This is a genomic window from Marinitoga sp. 1137 (assembly GCF_001941525.1).
Lineage (GTDB): Bacteria > Thermotogota > Thermotogae > Petrotogales > Petrotogaceae > Marinitoga > Marinitoga piezophila.
Genome location: NZ_CP009471.1, coordinates 1,057,825 through 1,074,383 on the forward strand (window position 1 = coordinate 1,057,825; position 16,559 = coordinate 1,074,383).

Below are 16,559 nucleotides of genomic sequence, written 5' to 3' on the forward strand. Positions count from 1 at the left end.
GTGAAAAAAACTTTTATTATATTTAGCTTAATTATAATGCTTTATTCTATATCTTTTTCAGCTGTAAGATTAAAAGATATTGCCTATTTTAGAGGTGCAAGAGATAATCAGTTATTTGGAATTGGTGTGGTAACAGGATTAAATGGCACAGGAGATTCAGGGAAGGTTACATCAGAATTACTATCAAATATGATGAAAAATCTTAACATCAATATTCAAAATTCATTCACAACAAAAAATTCGGCTATTGTTTTTGTTTTTGCTGATATACCGGCTTTTTATAAAGAAGGTATGAAACTGGATGTTGTTGTAACAGCTGCAGGAGATTCAAAAAGCCTTGAAGGAGGATATTTAATACAAACTCCTTTATACGGTGCAGACGGTCAGGTGTATGCTGTTGCTCAGGGAAGTGTAATTACAGGTGGTGTAGAAGTTAGCAATACTGCAAACCTTCAAAAGAGAAACAAGGTAAACGGTACAATTCCCCAGGGAGCAATAGTAGAAAATGAAATACCTGCAAATATCGTTTCAAATGATACTGTAACAGTGCTACTCAGAAACCCCGATATAACAACAGCAGCAAGAACAGCATTATCAATTAATGCTCAATTTGGTCAAAAATTAGCTAAGGCTATGGATCCTTCTGCTATACGTGTAAAAATACCTGATGTTTTCTCAGACGATTTAATTTCATTCCTCGCATTAATAGAAGATGTTGAAATTGATCCAGATTCAAAAGCAAAAATTGTTATAAACGAAAAAACAGGAACTATAGTATTTGGCGGAAATGTAAAAATAGCAGATTTTACTATAAGTTATGGTAATTTTGTTATTACTGTTAATAATGGAAAAGTGGGAGATAGTGATGCAACTATATATAATTTGGTCAATGCATTAAAAGCAGCAGGTGCAACTCCCCAAGATATAATCGCTATTATACAAAATCTTTCATCTGCCGGATATTTATATGCTGAACTGGTGGTGATATAATGAATATTTCATCAATAACATTAAATGGCGCTCCAAAGGATTATCATAATCTAAAAAAAGAAGAAGTTGCTGCAGAATTGGTAAGTTCAGTATTCTCAAAAGTATTTAAAGATATGTATAACTCAAAGGCATTTGAAAACACCTTACTTCCAAAATCTAATACAGAGAAATGGTTTAATGATATGATTATCGATCAATATTCAGTACTAATAGCAAAAAACAACATGAAACCTCTTATAAACGACATCCTAAAAGCTTATCAAAAACCTTGAGGAAACCATAATGGTTTCCTCATTTATATTATAAATTTATTTTTCAAAAATTTAATTTATATGTTAATTTTTTCATAATCATCACTTTAAATTTTTATTTTATGATATAATTAAATTGATTTTATTAATTATTAAAATTATGGAGGTGGAGCATGAAAAAGGTTTTACTTGTATTTACCATTCTTATCATTTCATTGAGTATTTTTGCTGATATTTATCAATTAATTCCGGAAAATTCCAAAACAGTTTTTGTTTTTCACAATGCACAAAAAGTATATGAAGACTTAAAAACAGTTAATTCATTTGGAACTGTATTGGACGATCCGCTATATGCAGAAACATATGCTGTCGCATATATCGATGCTATAGCTCAATCTCTGGAAATGGAAAGCTCTGATATATACGATGCATTTAAAAATAACATTGCTTTTTTTGTAGTTGAACCTGAAGATAACAATTACGATTTCGGTATTATACTCGGTCCTTTAAACGATGGCGAAAAGTTTGTTGAAGTATTCAAAAAATTAGCAGATACATTAATCCCTACAGACGATGTAAATCTTAACCTCAGCTATATAGTTAAAAAAAGCGATTTACAGGATTATTTAATCATTACATCAAATGGTGATTTTTACAACAATACAAAAATTGGTTATACGCCTAAAAAACGATTTAATGATACAGGTATTTATGAAGAAATTCAAACAAGCAGCTTAAACGGTTATGGATTCTCATATATAAAAGATTCTATCTTATATGGAAAATTCTATATCCTGGATAATATACCTGAAAATATAAAAGACTCATTTAATTACGAAACAGATAATTTCTATGGATTATATTATTCAAAAACAAATTATATTCCAAAAGATTTTGATACAAATATTCCAGGTTTAAATATCTCCGGCGATACAATAAAAGATATATTAAACAAATCAAATTGGGTTGAGCAAAACATGAATATGAATATAAATAGCGATGAAGAAACTGGAGAAATAAATATAGATCTTATCTTCTCTTTGGTTGCCAACACTGGATTAACAATTAAAGAAGTTGAAGATATTCTTTCAAAAAATGATACCACATACAAAGTAATATCAGATAATTATATAAAAATCGAAGAAAATGTAGAAGACAAAGAATTAAGCATATATATATGGAAGGATGGAGATTTATTATACGTTTCAAACAAAGAAAAAGAAGAAGTTTATAAATTCCAGAAATCAAAAGAAAAATTATCTCAAAACAAAGTATACAATGAATTAAAAAACAAGGTTCCAAATCCACAATTTAGCATAATGTTCTTTGATTTAAAAAATATAATAAAATTTGCAGAAGATTATCTTGGGATTTCAGGATTAACAGAAAAAAATTATGGCGGATTGGCATCTGCTATATTAACAAAGGATGTTGAAGGAAATCCTGTAGTTGAAATTAATTTTGTTATGAAATAATACTCCTATAAATAAAAAAGCTGGTTCATTTTCGAACCAGCTTTTTATTATTTAAGCTTCTTCAACAGTATCTACAATTTTAACGATTTTATCGAGCTTTGTCATTTCAAAAATCTTTCTAACCTGTGATTGTAATCCTGCTAAAACAAGTTCTTTATTAAGATTTCTTGCTTCTTTTAATAAACTTACAACTGCCCCTAATCCAGCACTGTCAATATATGAAACCGCTGACATATCAATCACAAACTTAGTAAATTTAGGTTCAGCAAATTTCTCTTTTACCTTTTGTTTAAACGTTGCGGAATGATAAGCATCAATTTCACCTTCAACCTTTATTAAATAATAGGAGTCCTTTTCTGAGAAATCAACTGTGAAATCCATTATTCCACCTCCATAATCATGTACTATTAAGATATCTCAACGATATTATACCATATTTTTTTTCAGATTCAAAAACATTTAAAAAAAGATAATTTTATTCGAATAAATAAATTTAAATAGATAACTTGATTTTTATAAAAAAATAGTATATAATATTAATGATTATAAATCAAATACTTAATATTTTTAAGGAGGGGTTTTATGAAATTTATTCCTGTATTTTTTATGGCTTTAGGATTATTTATTATTACTTCAATTACAATAAGCTGGCCTACATCTTTTTTGATAATCTTTGAAATACTCTTTGGAATTTTTGCATTAATATTTCCATTTCTTGGAAACAAAAATACTGTACTTGAACTTTCAACAGATGGCGAAAAGGTAACATTAAGGGGTGAAGAAGCCGAAGAAATAATAGATGATATAACAGAAAATCTATGGAATAAACGTTTTTTAACCTCAAAAAATCGAAAAATAAAGTTTGTATCAGATTTGATTTTTGGTTTATTAACAGGACCTATATTACTACTCGATGCATTTGATATATATAACTTTAATTTTGGATATAAAGATATTTTTTTTGTGATAGTCGGCGCATGGTTAATATCCTATGGAATAACAAAAATCTTAAAACGATAAGCGGGGTGGGACAATGATATACGGCATATTATTTATAATTTTAGGAGCTTTAATATTATTATCACTTTCAGGAAATATTATAACAATAGGAATCATTATAAAAGGTTTTTTAGCCGCAGCAAGTATTGTATTTGGTATTTCAAATTTTAAGAAAAAAACAGAAGAAGCCCTTGCTTCAGTTATATTTGGCCTCTTACTTGTAATTGATATCACAATCGGATTTAAAAATCCTCTTTCCTTTGGTGATGTATTTATGCTCTATATTGGAAGTTTATTATTTTCCGCCGGATTAATTGGAATCTTTTCATTTAAAGTTTCTATATCCATGAAAAAAAACGATAAAACACAGGAAGAAAAAGTTTTTACGCCTGAAAAAAATTCTGAATTAAAAGTTTATATTGATACCAGCTGGAGTGATAATAGCGTAACACTAAACGAAGACGAAAAAAATAAAATTAAAGTTATCGAATCCTATAAAAATTCCTTATTTAAAAATTATATTCTTTTTGAAAATAACGAATTAAAGCTTAAAAACAAATTACGTTTTGACTCAATAAAATCCATGGAAAAGATGGCAAATATAATAAAAATCCCGGAAAATTATGAAACACATATTGAAATAAATTCAAACACAGGAAATCTATTACTGGATTTATTTGGAATAAACAACAAAATAACAAAAATTGACGCAAAAGCTTCAAAAATCCATATAATCCCATCTTCAAAGAACGACAGTGAAATTTATATAAAATCATATCTAAGTAACATTATATTTGAAATACCAAATGAAGTTTTTGTAATTCTAAAACACAATGGAGAATTTTCCATGAAAGATTTAAATAACTTCATCAAAAAAGATGACAACACATATGTTTCAAATAATTTCGAAAACTCCAAATACACATGTACTATCAATTTAGTATCAGAGATGTCAAAGATATCGTCCTTTTAAGGCTTTCCAATATGGAAAGCCTTAATTTTTTAGGGAATATTACCTCAACAATAGAAATATATTAATGAGTATATTCGCAGGAGGCGATTTTATATATGACAAGAGGTTTATATTTCTCAACAATGGGAATGCTTGCCAACATGGCTCAACTGGATAATATTTCAAATAATCTTGCAAATGCTGATACTGCAGGATATAAAAAAGATGAAATAATGTTTAAAGCCTATCTTGAAAAAGAATTTAGAAATTATGATTCTACCGATATAAACCGCGGAAAACATGTTGGTTATATGGAAACTGCTTTAATTGCCGATGAAACAAAACCCATATTGGAGCAAGGACAGATAACAACAACAAATAATCCTTTAGATTTTGCAATTTTTGGAGATGGCTTTTTTAAAGTTATGAGAAATAACAACATTTATTATTCAAGAAATGGAGAATTCAATAGAAATGATAAAGGATTTTTAGTTACTTCTGAAGGCGATTATGTTTTAGACGAAAATAATAAACCTATACAAATCCCACAAAATTTCAATGTTGATGAAAAAGGAAATATTTACAATGGTAATCAATTAACAGGTCAAAAAATAGCAATAGTAAATCTTGAAAACCCTTCAAAATTTGGAATAAATCTCTTTACAGGAAATGAAATAAAAGCTGATAATTTCAGGATTATTCAGGGAAGTATAGAAAAATCAAATGTGAATACCTTAAAAGAAATGATAAATCTTATAAATGCTAATAGAGCATTTAATATATTAGAAAAATCTGTAACTACCCAGGACACAATGACAGGTAAGGTAATAGAAAGCGCTCAAAGAATTTAAAATAATATAAAATAACCTATTTAAGATAATTCAAGGAGGAAGATATTATGTTAGTATCATTATATTCTGCATCAACAGGAATGATTGCTCAACAGAGAAGACTTGATACTGTATCAAACAATCTTGCTAACGTTGACACAACAGGTTATAAAGCTCAAAGGATTGAGTTTCAGGACTTGTTATACACACCTATAAAAGAAGCTGGAACACCTACAGCACAAAACTCAATGCTACCAACTGGAGAATATGTTGGTCATGGTGTTAGAATAGCAGCAACAAATAGAATATTCACACAGGGAAACATTGAACAAACTGGTGGAACATTTGATTTAGCCATTTTCGGAGACGGTTTCTTTCAGGTACAAATGCAGGACGGAAGAATTGCATATACAAGAGACGGTGCATTTAAAATCGATGCAAATGGAAGGCTTGTTAATTCAAACGGTCTTTTGATGGTTCCAAATATTACAATACCAGCAAACGCAACAGGTGTAAATATATCACCTGATGGAATTGTAAGTGCAAAATTACCAGATGGAACAACTCAAAACGTTGGAAATATAACATTGGTAAAATTTGTAAATCCAGCTGGATTAAAAGCTATTGGAAATAATCTTTATCTTGCAACAGACGCTTCAGGTGTAGCAACTGAAGGTATACCAAATCAGGACGGCTACGGTTCAATTGAACAGGGTTCTCTTGAAAAATCAAATGTAGATGTAGTAAAAGAAATGGTAAATATGATTGTAGCTCAAAGAACATATGATTTAAACGCAAAAGCTGTTCAAACAGCAGATGATTTCTTAAGAACGGTGGGAACACTTAAGAGATAATAATTAACTGGGGGATATAATATGAATATTGACGTTAATTTGATGATAGATTATGCAATACGAATAGGAATAAGTATTATAGTTTTATTTCTTTCAAAATACTTTTCTAAAATTGTATATAAAACCATTATAGCGGTAACAGAAAAAACTGGAAAAGAACTTGAATACAAAAATACTTTAAAAGTATTAACAAATATAGTTTCATATACTCTTGGTGGATTCATAATATTATCCCTCATATTTAAAGATTTTATGCCCTTTCTTACAGGACTTGGAGTTTCCGGAGTTATTGTGGCATTTGCAATTCAAGAACCTTTATCTAATTTTATTTGTGGAATATTATTAATGTTTTCAAAAACAATAAAAGAAAAAGATATTGTTGAAGTTAATGGAATATCTGGAATAATAGATCAAATAGACTTGAATCATACAATACTAAAAACCTTTGATGGAAAACTTATAAGAATTCCAAACAAAACAATCTGGAACAGTTCAATAACAAATTTCTGGCCTGAAGACATACGAAGAAACGAGATAAATATTGGAGTTTCTTATGATACAGACCTGAATAAATTCCTTAATATTATAGATGAATATTTAAATTCTTCCTCTTTAATATATAGAGATGAAAATCATAAACCATGGGTTTTATTTTCTGGATTTAATTCATCATCAATTGACTTTTCTTTAAAATTCTGGCTTAAAAAAGAAGTTTATTTCGAAAATCCAAATAAAATTGCAGCAGAAATACATAAATTACTTAAAGAACATAATATTGAAATCCCATTTACTCAAATAGACGTTAACTTAAAAAACAACGCCAACCTTTAATGATTGGCGTTGTTTTATTATTTATTATTATTTCCAACTATTTAAGTATTCAATTTGTTCAGGAGTTAACTCATCAATTTCAATTCCCATTGTCTTTAATTTTATTTTCGCAATATTTAAATCCACTTCATAAGGAACAGGCCTTACAGAAACTTCTATTTCACCTCTATGTTCTTTAATATATTTTGCACCTTCTAATTGTAAAGAGAAAGATAAGTCCATTATTTCTACTGGATGTCCATCGCCATTTACAAGATTTACAAGTCTCCCCATTCCAAGTAAATACAATTTATTTCCATTTGGCATTGTATATTGAGTTACACCCGGTCTTACCTCTTTCTTTTCTGTATTTATTCTTTCAAGATCTGCAACCTTTACTTCAATATCGAAATGTCCTGCATTAGCTAAAACAACTCCATCTTTCATCATCATAAAGTGTTTTTCAGTTATTACATCAATATCTCCTGTTACAGTAACAAAGAAATCTCCAATTTTTGCTGCTTCATCCATTGGCATTACAGAAAATCCATCCATTACAGCTTCTATTGCCTTTATTGGATCAACTTCTGTTACTATTACCCTTGCTCCTAACCCTTTGGCTCTCATTGCAACACCTTTACCACACCAGCCATATCCAGCTACAACAACATTTTTACCCGCTACTGTAAGATTGGTTGATCTTATTATTCCATCCCATGTTGATTGCCCTGTTCCATACCTATTATCAAAAAGATATTTCATATATGAATCATTTATATCTATTACAGGAACTGGCAATTTCCCATCATTTAAAAGCGCCTTATATCGCTTTATCCCTGTAGTCGTTTCTTCATTAATCCCCCAAATATTCTCAAGCAATTCTGGAAATTTTTCAACTATTCTAATTCCAAGATCTGCACCATCATCTATAACAATATTAGGTTTAATTTCAAGAACTTTATCTATATTTTTCCAATATAATTCTTCATCTGTTGATCTTTTTGCATATACATTTACACCATATGTCTTCAACGCTTCAGCAACATCATCTTGCGTGGACAAAGGATTACTACTTGTAATAGCAACATTTGCACCAAGCTCATGTAAAACAACAGCTGTATATGCTGTTTTTGCCTCTAAATGAATACTCATTGCCACATTAATTCCTTTAAAAGGTTGTTCATCCATATACATTTCTTTTAAAGTATTTAAAACCTTCATGTGCTGTTTAACCCATTCAATCTTCTTTCTTCCTGATTCTACTAAATCCATATTCTTCCCCTCCTGTTTTTCATCTTATCCCTTACTAAAATTATACACTATTTTTACAATAAACAAAAATCTTTTTGTGGTGTTGATTGAGAAAAATAAAAACTCCCTCAAGTAGAAAAATAATATTCACTCAGACGGCAAGAATTTCTAATCCTTGTTCTATAAAAAACACTCCTAAAAAGGTTTCTTCAGGCGGTGAAATTTCTTATAATTGTGAAAAATAAAAACTCTTTCAGACAACTCGAACGCTGATCCTCAAAAACTGCTCATATTCGCGGGGTCGCTTAGATTCTGCATCCCTGCAGAAGCTGCGCTCAAAAAAACATCCTGTTTTTTTGTCCCTCTTCATTCGCAGTTTTTTCGGGCGTTCTTCGAGTCTTCATTCGTTTTTATTTTTCACAATACTTTTGCTGTTCCGGCTCACACAATATTTCCGTTAGGGAAATTTCAAGCCTTCATTCACCTTTTTATTCATGTTTTCTTTTATGTTTTACTTATATAATAAAATCCCCGGTTATAAAAAATAACCGGGGATTTTATTATGGTTGTGGATTTTCAACAACGAATTCTTCAACAAGTTCCTTATAATCATCAAGCCAATATGCATTTGGATTTCTTTTATATACCATAAACTTACCTGCATTATTAGGATCATGTGCCCTTTGATATCTAAAGATAATATGCTCTTTTGTAAGTCCTGCAACTTCAATCTTACCTGTTTCATGAGACATAGCAAATTTAGCTCTCTTAGCAAGTCCAGAAACATTCATAATAGCCTTTAAGAAAATTTGATATCCTTCTTCAACAGGCACTGCAAATGGTTTATTACCAGCAACAGGTCTTCCCTGAAATACATAATATGGTGGAACACCTATAAATGAAAGCTTTTTAAACAATGCTTCCAATGTCTTATAATCAGCATTTACACCTTTAATTAACGGTGTCTGGTTGGCTAAAATTGCTCCTGCTTTTAATAACATATTTACAGCTTTAATTGCTACATCAGTTATTTCATTTGGATGATTAAACTGTGTCATAATATATATCTTCTTTTCATCAGTTGAATATTTTTTAATCATTTCAATTAATTTTGGATCGTCAATAATTCTATGTGGATTAAATGCAACCATCTTTGATCCAATTCTTATAATCTGAACATGTTCAATTTCTCTAATCTGTTTTATAATATTTTCCAGCTTTTCAGTTGCAAGCAATAATGGATCTCCACCTGTTAATAATACATTTGTTATTTCCTTATGTTGTCTTATATATTCAAGGTCTTCACTTACATCTCTAACAACCTCTGCACCAACATTTATAAACAATCTTTTTCTAAAACAGAATCTACAAAAACCTCCACATACATCATTTACCAAAAGCAAAGCTGTATCTCTATATTTATGCTGCAATCCTTTGCTTATGGTATATGACTTCTCATTGGATGCATCTAATCTTCCCCATTCTTCCAATTCACCCATTTGCGGAATTATCAAATTCCTTATAGGATCATTGGGATCCTCCCAATTAATTAATCCAAGATAATAATCATTTGCTCTAAATTTGTATTTTTCAGTTACTTTTTTTAACTGTTCTTTCTCTTCCTGTGATAATTGTTCCACCTGATCAATTTTTACTAAATACTTTACCTTACTCAATTCATCCTCCTCCTTTCGTTCTTTTTGTATAAATATAACTCAATTCTATTATATCAAATTTCACAATTTTTATCAAATTAATACTCAAAAATCACCTGTGGCTTATTTTTGAAAGGATGCTCCACAATAAAACATTCTATATCAAAAATTTCTTTCATTATTTTCCTGGTAATTACTTTTTCAGGCGTTCCTGAATACTTTATTTCACCATTTTTTAAAATATATATTCTATCAGAATACAATGATGCAATATTAATATCGTGGAATATTGCCAGTATTCCTTTATTATTTTCTACAACTTCATTTTTCACCATTCTTATTAATTGCTGGGTAAATCCTGGATCTATTTGAGAAACAAATTCATCAAGTAATAAAATATCGGTCTGTTGAACCAGAGCACGCGTTAACATCACGCGTTGCTTTTCACCACCACTTAAATAATTATATACTCTATTCTTAAAAACATATGTATTTGTTTTTTTCATTGTTTCTTCCATTACTTTGTTATTTTCCTCAACTGATACTAAACCCGCATATGGAATTCTTCCAGAAGAAATAATATCTTCCACTTTAAAATCAAATGATGTAAAGAATTCCTGTGGAACAACAGCAATCTTTTTAAACAATTCTTTTTTGGAATATTCATAAATAGATTTATTTTCAACATATATATTCCCTTTCATTGGTTTTTCTAAACCAGTTAAAAGTTTTAATATAGTTGTTTTCCCTGAACCATTTGGCCCTATTATAGAAACAAATTCACCTTTTTCAAGATACATTTCAGAAATATTCAATTTAAAATGATTGTTATATGAAAAGATAAGATCTTTTATCTTTAAAATACTCATATCTTTCTTCCTCTTTTCATGATAATTATGAATATAGGAGCCCCTACTATAGAAGTAGTTACACCAATTGGAAGCTCTGTAGGTCTAAAAAGGTATCTTGAAAACAAATCGGCAAACCCGAGAAATATTCCTCCATAAATAATAGATCCCAATGTTGAATATCTAATTCCAGGACCTGTTAATTTCCTCACCAGATGTGGAATTATCAAACCTACAAAACCTATAATCCCTGCTTTGGAAACAACAACAGCAACTGCAAAAACATTAATTAAAAGTACTAAAATTTTTATTTTCTCGGGATTAACTCCAGAATAAACCGAAATATCGTCTCCCATTGCTACCACTTCAATTTTTTTATGAAATACAAAATTCACAGTAATTTGTAAAATCAAAAAAAACAATAGAAGATATAAATCTCCCCAGACTATATTTCCTGTACTTCCCATTAGCCAGAAGTTTATATGCAATAAATTTTGCCAGAATAAAACTGTCAATAATGTCGAAACTGAATTAAATGTAAATCCAACAATCACACCACTTAAAATTAAAGATATAACAGGAATTTTTTTCCCTTCTTTTGCTAATAAAAAGGTAATAAATGTTGCTATAATCGCTGAAATAAACGAAAACATCTCTATTCCAAAAGGTAATTCAAGACCATATACACTTTTTAAAGCGGTGTATAATATAGCTCCAAAACTTGCCCCTGAAGAAATACCAATAATAAACGGATCTGCAAGTGGATTTTTTATTATCATTTGAAAATCATTCCCTGCAACGGCAAGTATTGCCCCTATAAGCAATGTTCCTAAAACACGAGGCAATCTTAAATTAAATATTATTCTATTGTACAATGTATTTTCAGATAAATTAAAAAATCCTTTTATTACCTCAACAAATGGAATATTTATAGTTCCAAGTGAAACAAAAAGAATTATAGAAAAAAACACTAAAACAATTCCAGAAATCAGGTAAAAAATCGGGGAAGTTTTCCCCGATTTAATTAATTTCATCTATTTTCACTGAAGAGTTTATTTAGCTCTCCCAATAAGTCTATTAATCCTGTATTTGGTAAAGAAGCCTTATTTCCGTCTATGATAAATACTTTCTTGTTTTTTACAGCTTTTATATCTTTAAATTGTTCAGCATTCATAATTAAATCATATGCTCCTTTATCCCCAGGATAATATGAAGGAACAAGAATTATATCAGGATCTTCCTTAATTACAAATTCCGGACCCACTGCAAACCATCCATTATTTCCTGTATATGGAGCAGTTACATTAATACCACCAGCATATGCAATTAATTCATTTAAATATGCTCCAGTTCCACATGTCCACATCTGTGAAACACTACCATATGCAGAAAGATATATAACTCTTGGTTTCTCTTTCCATGTAAATGTATTTTTGGCTATATTCAACATTCTCTGTCTTAACTTAAATGAATAATCCTGTGCAGTTTTTTCCTTCCCAAGAATTACACCTACAAGAGATAAATCCCTGAACATTTCATTTAAAGTAGTTGGATTTATAACAAAAGCCTTTATTCCAAATTTTTCAAGCTTTGAAACTTCCCCTTCCTGAAATCCCCCGGTTAATAATACAACATCAGGATTTAAAGATACAATTTTTTCAACATTTAGCGGAACCATATTTCCTATTTTCTCAACATCTGTAATATAGGAATCAAAATCAGTAACTCCAACAACTTTATCCTTAGCACCAAGCTTTACAATAAAATCAGAAATAGCTGGTGCAGCTACAACAATCCTTTCTACCTCTTTATCAAATACAACAACCCTTCCAAGATCATCTACAAGTGTCACAGATTGAAAAGCAAATGCCATAAAAGATAATAACAACAGCGTTGCCAAAAATACCTTCTTCATCTATAATCCCTCCTATATAAAATCTATTTTCCATCTTCTTTTCGCGAGAAGATGGAACAAATCCCTTTAAAGCAGGTCTCCCGGCTTGTGGATCTTCCTACTCCTGGCGCCTTCCCGGAATATAAACAATTCCAGTGGCGTTACTTTGCCAGTTTCGTCCCCACTCACGGTGGCGCGCCCGCAGCGGATTTTCACCGCTTTCCCTTACACTTTAAAGGAATTTTTATTTACTTTTTATTTTTCGAGTATATTATATCATATAATTTCATGAATATAAAGAACCATAAAAAACCCCGGGAAAATTCCCGGGGGTATAACAGATCAATTTGCAGCTAAACCTTCAAAGTTTAACCAGTTATAATCCTTTTCTAAATCAAGATTGCTATCTAATATTACAAGGCCGTTTTCGCCATCAGATACAACATAATGATCATTAGTTCCATCATTTACCTTTTCCACAAACGTTGTATTTCCCTGAGTATCATAAGAATTTTCTACGTAATTTCCATCACTGTCTGAATCATTGCTTGCACCTATATTTCTTGCATCTGCATCACCAAGTTCTGTTGGATCAGAAACCTTCATAATTATTACACCTTTATTTCCTGCAGATAATATAAGCGTATCTGTGCCATCTAAGGTTATATCTGTAATAAATGCATCATCAAATCTTGAACTTCCTAATTTAGTTAACGTTGCGCTACTGGTATCTCCTTCATATTTCAAAATTATTACACCTTCGGATCCAGCTGCTGCATATATATACGTTTTTGTTGCACCAATTGTTGCTGTTTCAATATCAAAAATACTACCATTACTTAAATTATATCCACTATAATCTGAACTTGTTGTTGGGGCACCAAGATTTGAAATATCATATATTTCAATAGAATCAGTTGTAGAAACTATTAATCTATTATCATCAGTTGTTGCTGAATCAGTTACTATTTTTCCAGAAAGCTGAACTCTGTTTACAAAATCATAATTTCCGCTATTTTCATAAACATTTAATCCTCCACTACCGGAACTTACATAAACAACTGTTGAAACTATAGTTACATTATAAGCTTCTCCTAAAATAGGTAAACTCTTTAATTTAGTAAGATTTCCATTTGAAGTATCAAATTTTAATACATCTACTCCATAACTCCCTTTGGATACAAAAATATTTGTTAATTGTGTAGCTTCAACACTCTTTGCAATTCCATCAAGCTGTATTGATGCTGTTGATTTTGCAGTTGTAAAGGATAATGTTGTTGCGTCTAAAATATTTACTCCATTTTCTGAATCAGCTACAATAATATAATTTTCCAATGTTTTTGTGGCTTTTGCTACAGCCCCATTATCCAATGTATTAATTTTTTCCATAGTATCAATATTTAAGATTAATAATCCATATCTCTTATTTCCAGCAAATAAAGTTCCACCATCGATAAGTATATTACCTACATAATAAATACCGCTATCATATTTTGAATCTTCGCTTAATGTATTTCCATCTAATTTTATAACTCCATTTGTTCCTGCAGCTATATATACATAACCGTCTTTGTAACTAACATCATATGCTTCCATACTTGCATTTGCAACCTCTGAAGGATTTGCTGGATCTGAAATATCTATCTTATATACTCCTCCGCTTCCCGCTGCAACATATGCATAATTTCCGTCAACATATACATTTAATGCACCACTTATTTCATAACTACCAATTTCTGTTGGGCTATTAATATTGCTAATATCTACAATATGCAATCCATCATTTGCAGCAACATATACATAATCTCCAGATTGGTACAATCCTCTTACATCTGAAGAACCTAAAATACTTGAAACGTAAGATAATTCTCCTGCACTATTATCAAAATGCAATATCTGTAATCCTTCTGTTGATGCTGCAACCAGAATATATGCCTTTGTAGATGGACTTGTTACAGTTGTTTCAAGAACATCATATGCAGTACTTCCAAAATAATAAGAATCTGTTTTCTTTGTTAAAGCTGAACTTGATGGTGTATATTCATAAACTGCTACTCCGTTATTTCCATCTGAAACAGCTATATATTCTTTACTATCAAATTCAAATTTAGATAAATTATATACATAACCTTCTGTATTTACTGAATTTGCAACAGTTGCTGGGGTTGAAGCAGAAGTATCAGAAATATCAATTACAAATATTCCTTCATATCCTCCTGCTACAAACAATGTATCCAGACCTGAAGTGGTAAATTCATAGAAATCATCTTTAGAAGGTATCCAATCTTCTCCGCCTTTTCCGTCTGATACCTTTACTCTCCAATAATAGGTTCTACCTCTATCTAATTTATCCACTCCTAAGATTTTAAGAATATTCACCGTTGTCGATGATGAAGTATCACTCTTAAGATTATTTTTATCAACTCCTATGTATACAGTGTATTTTAGCTCATCACCATTTTCATCACTGGCATCTGGGAAAGTTACATTTTCCGTACCAATATTCACATTTTGCGCTTCATCTGAAGGTGTTACATTTGAATCAGCATCTGATGGAAATTCTGGAATTGAATTTTCAACAGGAACACTCTTTTTATAATTTCTTGCAAAGATAATAAAATCTTCTATTCCTATTTTCCCATCTTTAAAAGCCACACTATAAATATTTTCATCAACCCAATCCTTAACAGGTGCAATTTCTGCAGGATATATATCACATTGTGTTGAGTACAATGTATCTCCCTGCTGTGTTCCATAATGTTTTACAAAAATAAGGAAGTCATTTAAATCAACTTTATTATCTCTCTCATCATCACTCGTATCTTCATTATCAAAATCACCTAAAAGAACAGGATTATAAACAACTATATCTCCAGCATATACACTATAACTAATATCTGCATTGTTTAAATCCTTTGCACTTAAATTTGTTATTGTAATCTGTCCTGGAGTCTTTGGAGAATCTCCCTGACCCACTAATTTTAATTCCAACACATCTTCATCTTCAAAATTCATTCCATCTGTTTTTACAAGTGAAATTCTTAATCCATTTGGAATTTCTTTAACTATCATTTGAGGAGCACTTTCACTGCCTATATATTCCACTGTTGCATTTGTTGTATCATCGAATTTTACAATATTATTTGAAGGTAACATAACATCAAATTCCAGAGCAAGAGTATCGGAAACTCCTTTCATGTGAATAGCAACAGTTGCTGGATCACCTGATTTTATTGCAAGGTTATCTGTAACCGATATGCCATCTTCAAATGGATCTGAAGCTTTTGTGATAACGCGTTTACTTTTTTCATCATAAAATGCAGCTTCTGTTTCCAACTTGTCTGTTTCAAGGTTTAGATATTTTCTTTTTAATGTAAATAGCTTTTCACCTTTGGTTATATCTCTTTGAGCTTTAGAAAATAATACAATTGTTTTATTATCCATTGGTTTAATTATAGCTATTGAATTATCTTTATCATATAAAAATGCATCTTCTGGTATTTTTTTATTGATCACTATTTCAATAGCTGAAGCATTTACATTAGAATAAAAATTGTAATTTGATGCCAGAGTTACGCTGACTTCATCGGTATTCAACGATGAAACAGGAATTCTTTTAAAACAACTACTCAACAGGATAATTATCATTATCCCCAACAGGATTACAAATCCTTTCCGTTTAATATTCATAATTTCACCTCCATGTGGTTTATATTCCATCCAATCTGATTATCGTCCTTTTTTTTGAAT

15 protein-coding genes and 1 riboswitch are annotated in these 16,559 nt (G+C 30.3%); of the genes, 8 read left to right on the plus strand and 7 right to left on the minus strand.

Annotated elements, in window-relative coordinates:
* The 3 genes from LN42_RS05265 to LN42_RS05275 all read left to right on the plus strand — a co-directional run bounded on the left by LN42_RS05265 (position 1) and on the right by LN42_RS05275 (position 2,716).
* Positions 1-990, plus strand: coding sequence for a flagellar basal body P-ring protein FlgI (locus tag LN42_RS05265; protein WP_041638510.1), 990 nt, complete (start codon positions 1-3; stop codon positions 988-990).
* Entirely contained in the window at positions 990-1,262 is a 273-nt protein-coding gene (locus tag LN42_RS05270) for a rod-binding protein (RefSeq protein WP_014296477.1), read from the plus strand. The genes LN42_RS05265 and LN42_RS05270 overlap by 1 nt, the downstream gene beginning before the upstream one ends.
* A gap of 152 nt (positions 1,263-1,414) precedes the next feature.
* Complete coding sequence (locus tag LN42_RS05275; protein WP_014296478.1) at positions 1,415-2,716, plus strand: hypothetical protein; 1,302 nt, start codon at positions 1,415-1,417, stop codon at positions 2,714-2,716.
* 51 nt (positions 2,717-2,767) lie between these two features.
* Here LN42_RS05275 and LN42_RS05280 read toward each other — a convergent pair whose 3' ends face one another.
* A complete protein-coding gene (locus tag LN42_RS05280) occupies positions 2,768-3,097 on the minus strand; it encodes an STAS domain-containing protein (RefSeq protein ID WP_014296479.1) in 330 nt (109 codons plus the stop codon).
* Between the two features lie 201 nt (positions 3,098-3,298).
* Between LN42_RS05280 and LN42_RS05285 the strand changes: the two genes are divergently transcribed.
* From LN42_RS05285 to LN42_RS05305, 5 genes are all read left to right on the plus strand, one after another.
* Positions 3,299-3,736 carry a hypothetical protein gene (locus tag LN42_RS05285; protein WP_014296480.1) on the plus strand — a complete coding sequence of 146 codons (438 nt, stop codon included), beginning with the start codon at positions 3,299-3,301 and terminating at the stop codon, positions 3,734-3,736.
* Positions 3,737-3,749: 13 nt separating this feature from the next.
* Positions 3,750-4,688, plus strand: coding sequence for a hypothetical protein (locus tag LN42_RS05290; protein ID WP_014296481.1), 939 nt, complete (start codon positions 3,750-3,752; stop codon positions 4,686-4,688).
* 95 nt (positions 4,689-4,783) lie between these two features.
* Positions 4,784-5,518, plus strand: a complete 735-nt coding sequence (gene flgF / locus LN42_RS05295; protein WP_014296482.1) for a flagellar basal-body rod protein FlgF — start codon at positions 4,784-4,786, stop codon at positions 5,516-5,518.
* Between the two features lie 47 nt (positions 5,519-5,565).
* Positions 5,566-6,351 carry a flagellar basal-body rod protein FlgG gene (flgG, locus tag LN42_RS05300; protein ID WP_075780452.1) on the plus strand — a complete coding sequence of 262 codons (786 nt, stop codon included), beginning with the start codon at positions 5,566-5,568 and terminating at the stop codon, positions 6,349-6,351.
* Positions 6,352-6,372: 21 nt separating this feature from the next.
* Positions 6,373-7,182 (plus strand): mechanosensitive ion channel family protein, encoded by an 810-nt coding sequence (locus LN42_RS05305; RefSeq protein WP_075780453.1) that lies wholly within the window; start codon positions 6,373-6,375, stop codon positions 7,180-7,182.
* A gap of 27 nt (positions 7,183-7,209) precedes the next feature.
* Here the strand turns inward: LN42_RS05305 and LN42_RS05310 are convergent, their stop codons facing one another.
* The 6 genes from LN42_RS05310 to LN42_RS05335 all read right to left on the minus strand — a co-directional run bounded on the left by LN42_RS05310 (position 7,210) and on the right by LN42_RS05335 (position 16,499).
* Entirely contained in the window at positions 7,210-8,433 is a 1,224-nt protein-coding gene (locus tag LN42_RS05310) for an adenosylhomocysteinase (RefSeq protein WP_075780454.1), read from the minus strand.
* Between the two features lie 539 nt (positions 8,434-8,972).
* Entirely contained in the window at positions 8,973-10,088 is a 1,116-nt protein-coding gene (locus LN42_RS05315; RefSeq protein ID WP_014296486.1) for a KamA family radical SAM protein, read from the minus strand.
* A 77-nt stretch (positions 10,089-10,165) separates the two neighbouring features.
* On the minus strand, positions 10,166-10,936 hold the full coding sequence (locus LN42_RS05320; protein ID WP_014296487.1) for an ABC transporter ATP-binding protein: 771 nt from the start codon (positions 10,934-10,936) through the stop codon (positions 10,166-10,168).
* The gene (locus LN42_RS05325) at positions 10,933-11,886 is read right to left on the minus strand and encodes an iron ABC transporter permease (protein ID WP_171814209.1); all 954 of its coding nucleotides are present in this window, start codon (positions 11,884-11,886) and stop codon (positions 10,933-10,935) included. Before LN42_RS05325 ends, LN42_RS05320 begins: the two co-directional genes overlap by 4 nt.
* A gap of 59 nt (positions 11,887-11,945) precedes the next feature.
* Complete coding sequence (locus tag LN42_RS05330) at positions 11,946-12,830, minus strand: ABC transporter substrate-binding protein (protein WP_014296489.1); 885 nt, start codon at positions 12,828-12,830, stop codon at positions 11,946-11,948.
* A 52-nt stretch (positions 12,831-12,882) separates the two neighbouring features.
* Positions 12,883-13,059, minus strand: a riboswitch (cobalamin riboswitch).
* Between the two features lie 92 nt (positions 13,060-13,151).
* A complete protein-coding gene (locus LN42_RS05335) occupies positions 13,152-16,499 on the minus strand; it encodes a hypothetical protein (protein ID WP_075780455.1) in 3,348 nt (1,115 codons plus the stop codon).
* Positions 16,500-16,559: the final 60 nt, after the last annotated feature.

Bases quoted from the DNA above. Each gene is read 5' to 3' on its own strand.
- flgF (WP_014296482.1), top strand. From the start codon at position 4,784: ATGACAAGAGGTTTATATTTCTCAACAATGGGAATGCTTGCCAACATG.
- LN42_RS05310 (WP_075780454.1), bottom strand. From the start codon at position 8,433: ATGGATTTAGTAGAATCAGGAAGAAAGAAGATTGAATGGGTTAAACAG.
- LN42_RS05270 (WP_014296477.1), top strand. From the start codon at position 990: ATGAATATTTCATCAATAACATTAAATGGCGCTCCAAAGGATTATCAT.
- LN42_RS05335 (WP_075780455.1), bottom strand. From the start codon at position 16,499: ATGAATATTAAACGGAAAGGATTTGTAATCCTGTTGGGGATAATGATA.
- LN42_RS05285 (WP_014296480.1), top strand. From the start codon at position 3,299: ATGAAATTTATTCCTGTATTTTTTATGGCTTTAGGATTATTTATTATT.
- LN42_RS05280 (WP_014296479.1), bottom strand. From the start codon at position 3,097: ATGGATTTCACAGTTGATTTCTCAGAAAAGGACTCCTATTATTTAATA.
- LN42_RS05290 (WP_014296481.1), top strand. From the start codon at position 3,750: ATGATATACGGCATATTATTTATAATTTTAGGAGCTTTAATATTATTA.
- LN42_RS05320 (WP_014296487.1), bottom strand. From the start codon at position 10,936: ATGAGTATTTTAAAGATAAAAGATCTTATCTTTTCATATAACAATCAT.
- LN42_RS05275 (WP_014296478.1), top strand. From the start codon at position 1,415: ATGAAAAAGGTTTTACTTGTATTTACCATTCTTATCATTTCATTGAGT.
- flgG (WP_075780452.1), top strand. From the start codon at position 5,566: ATGTTAGTATCATTATATTCTGCATCAACAGGAATGATTGCTCAACAG.
- LN42_RS05305 (WP_075780453.1), top strand. From the start codon at position 6,373: ATGAATATTGACGTTAATTTGATGATAGATTATGCAATACGAATAGGA.
- LN42_RS05330 (WP_014296489.1), bottom strand. From the start codon at position 12,830: ATGAAGAAGGTATTTTTGGCAACGCTGTTGTTATTATCTTTTATGGCA.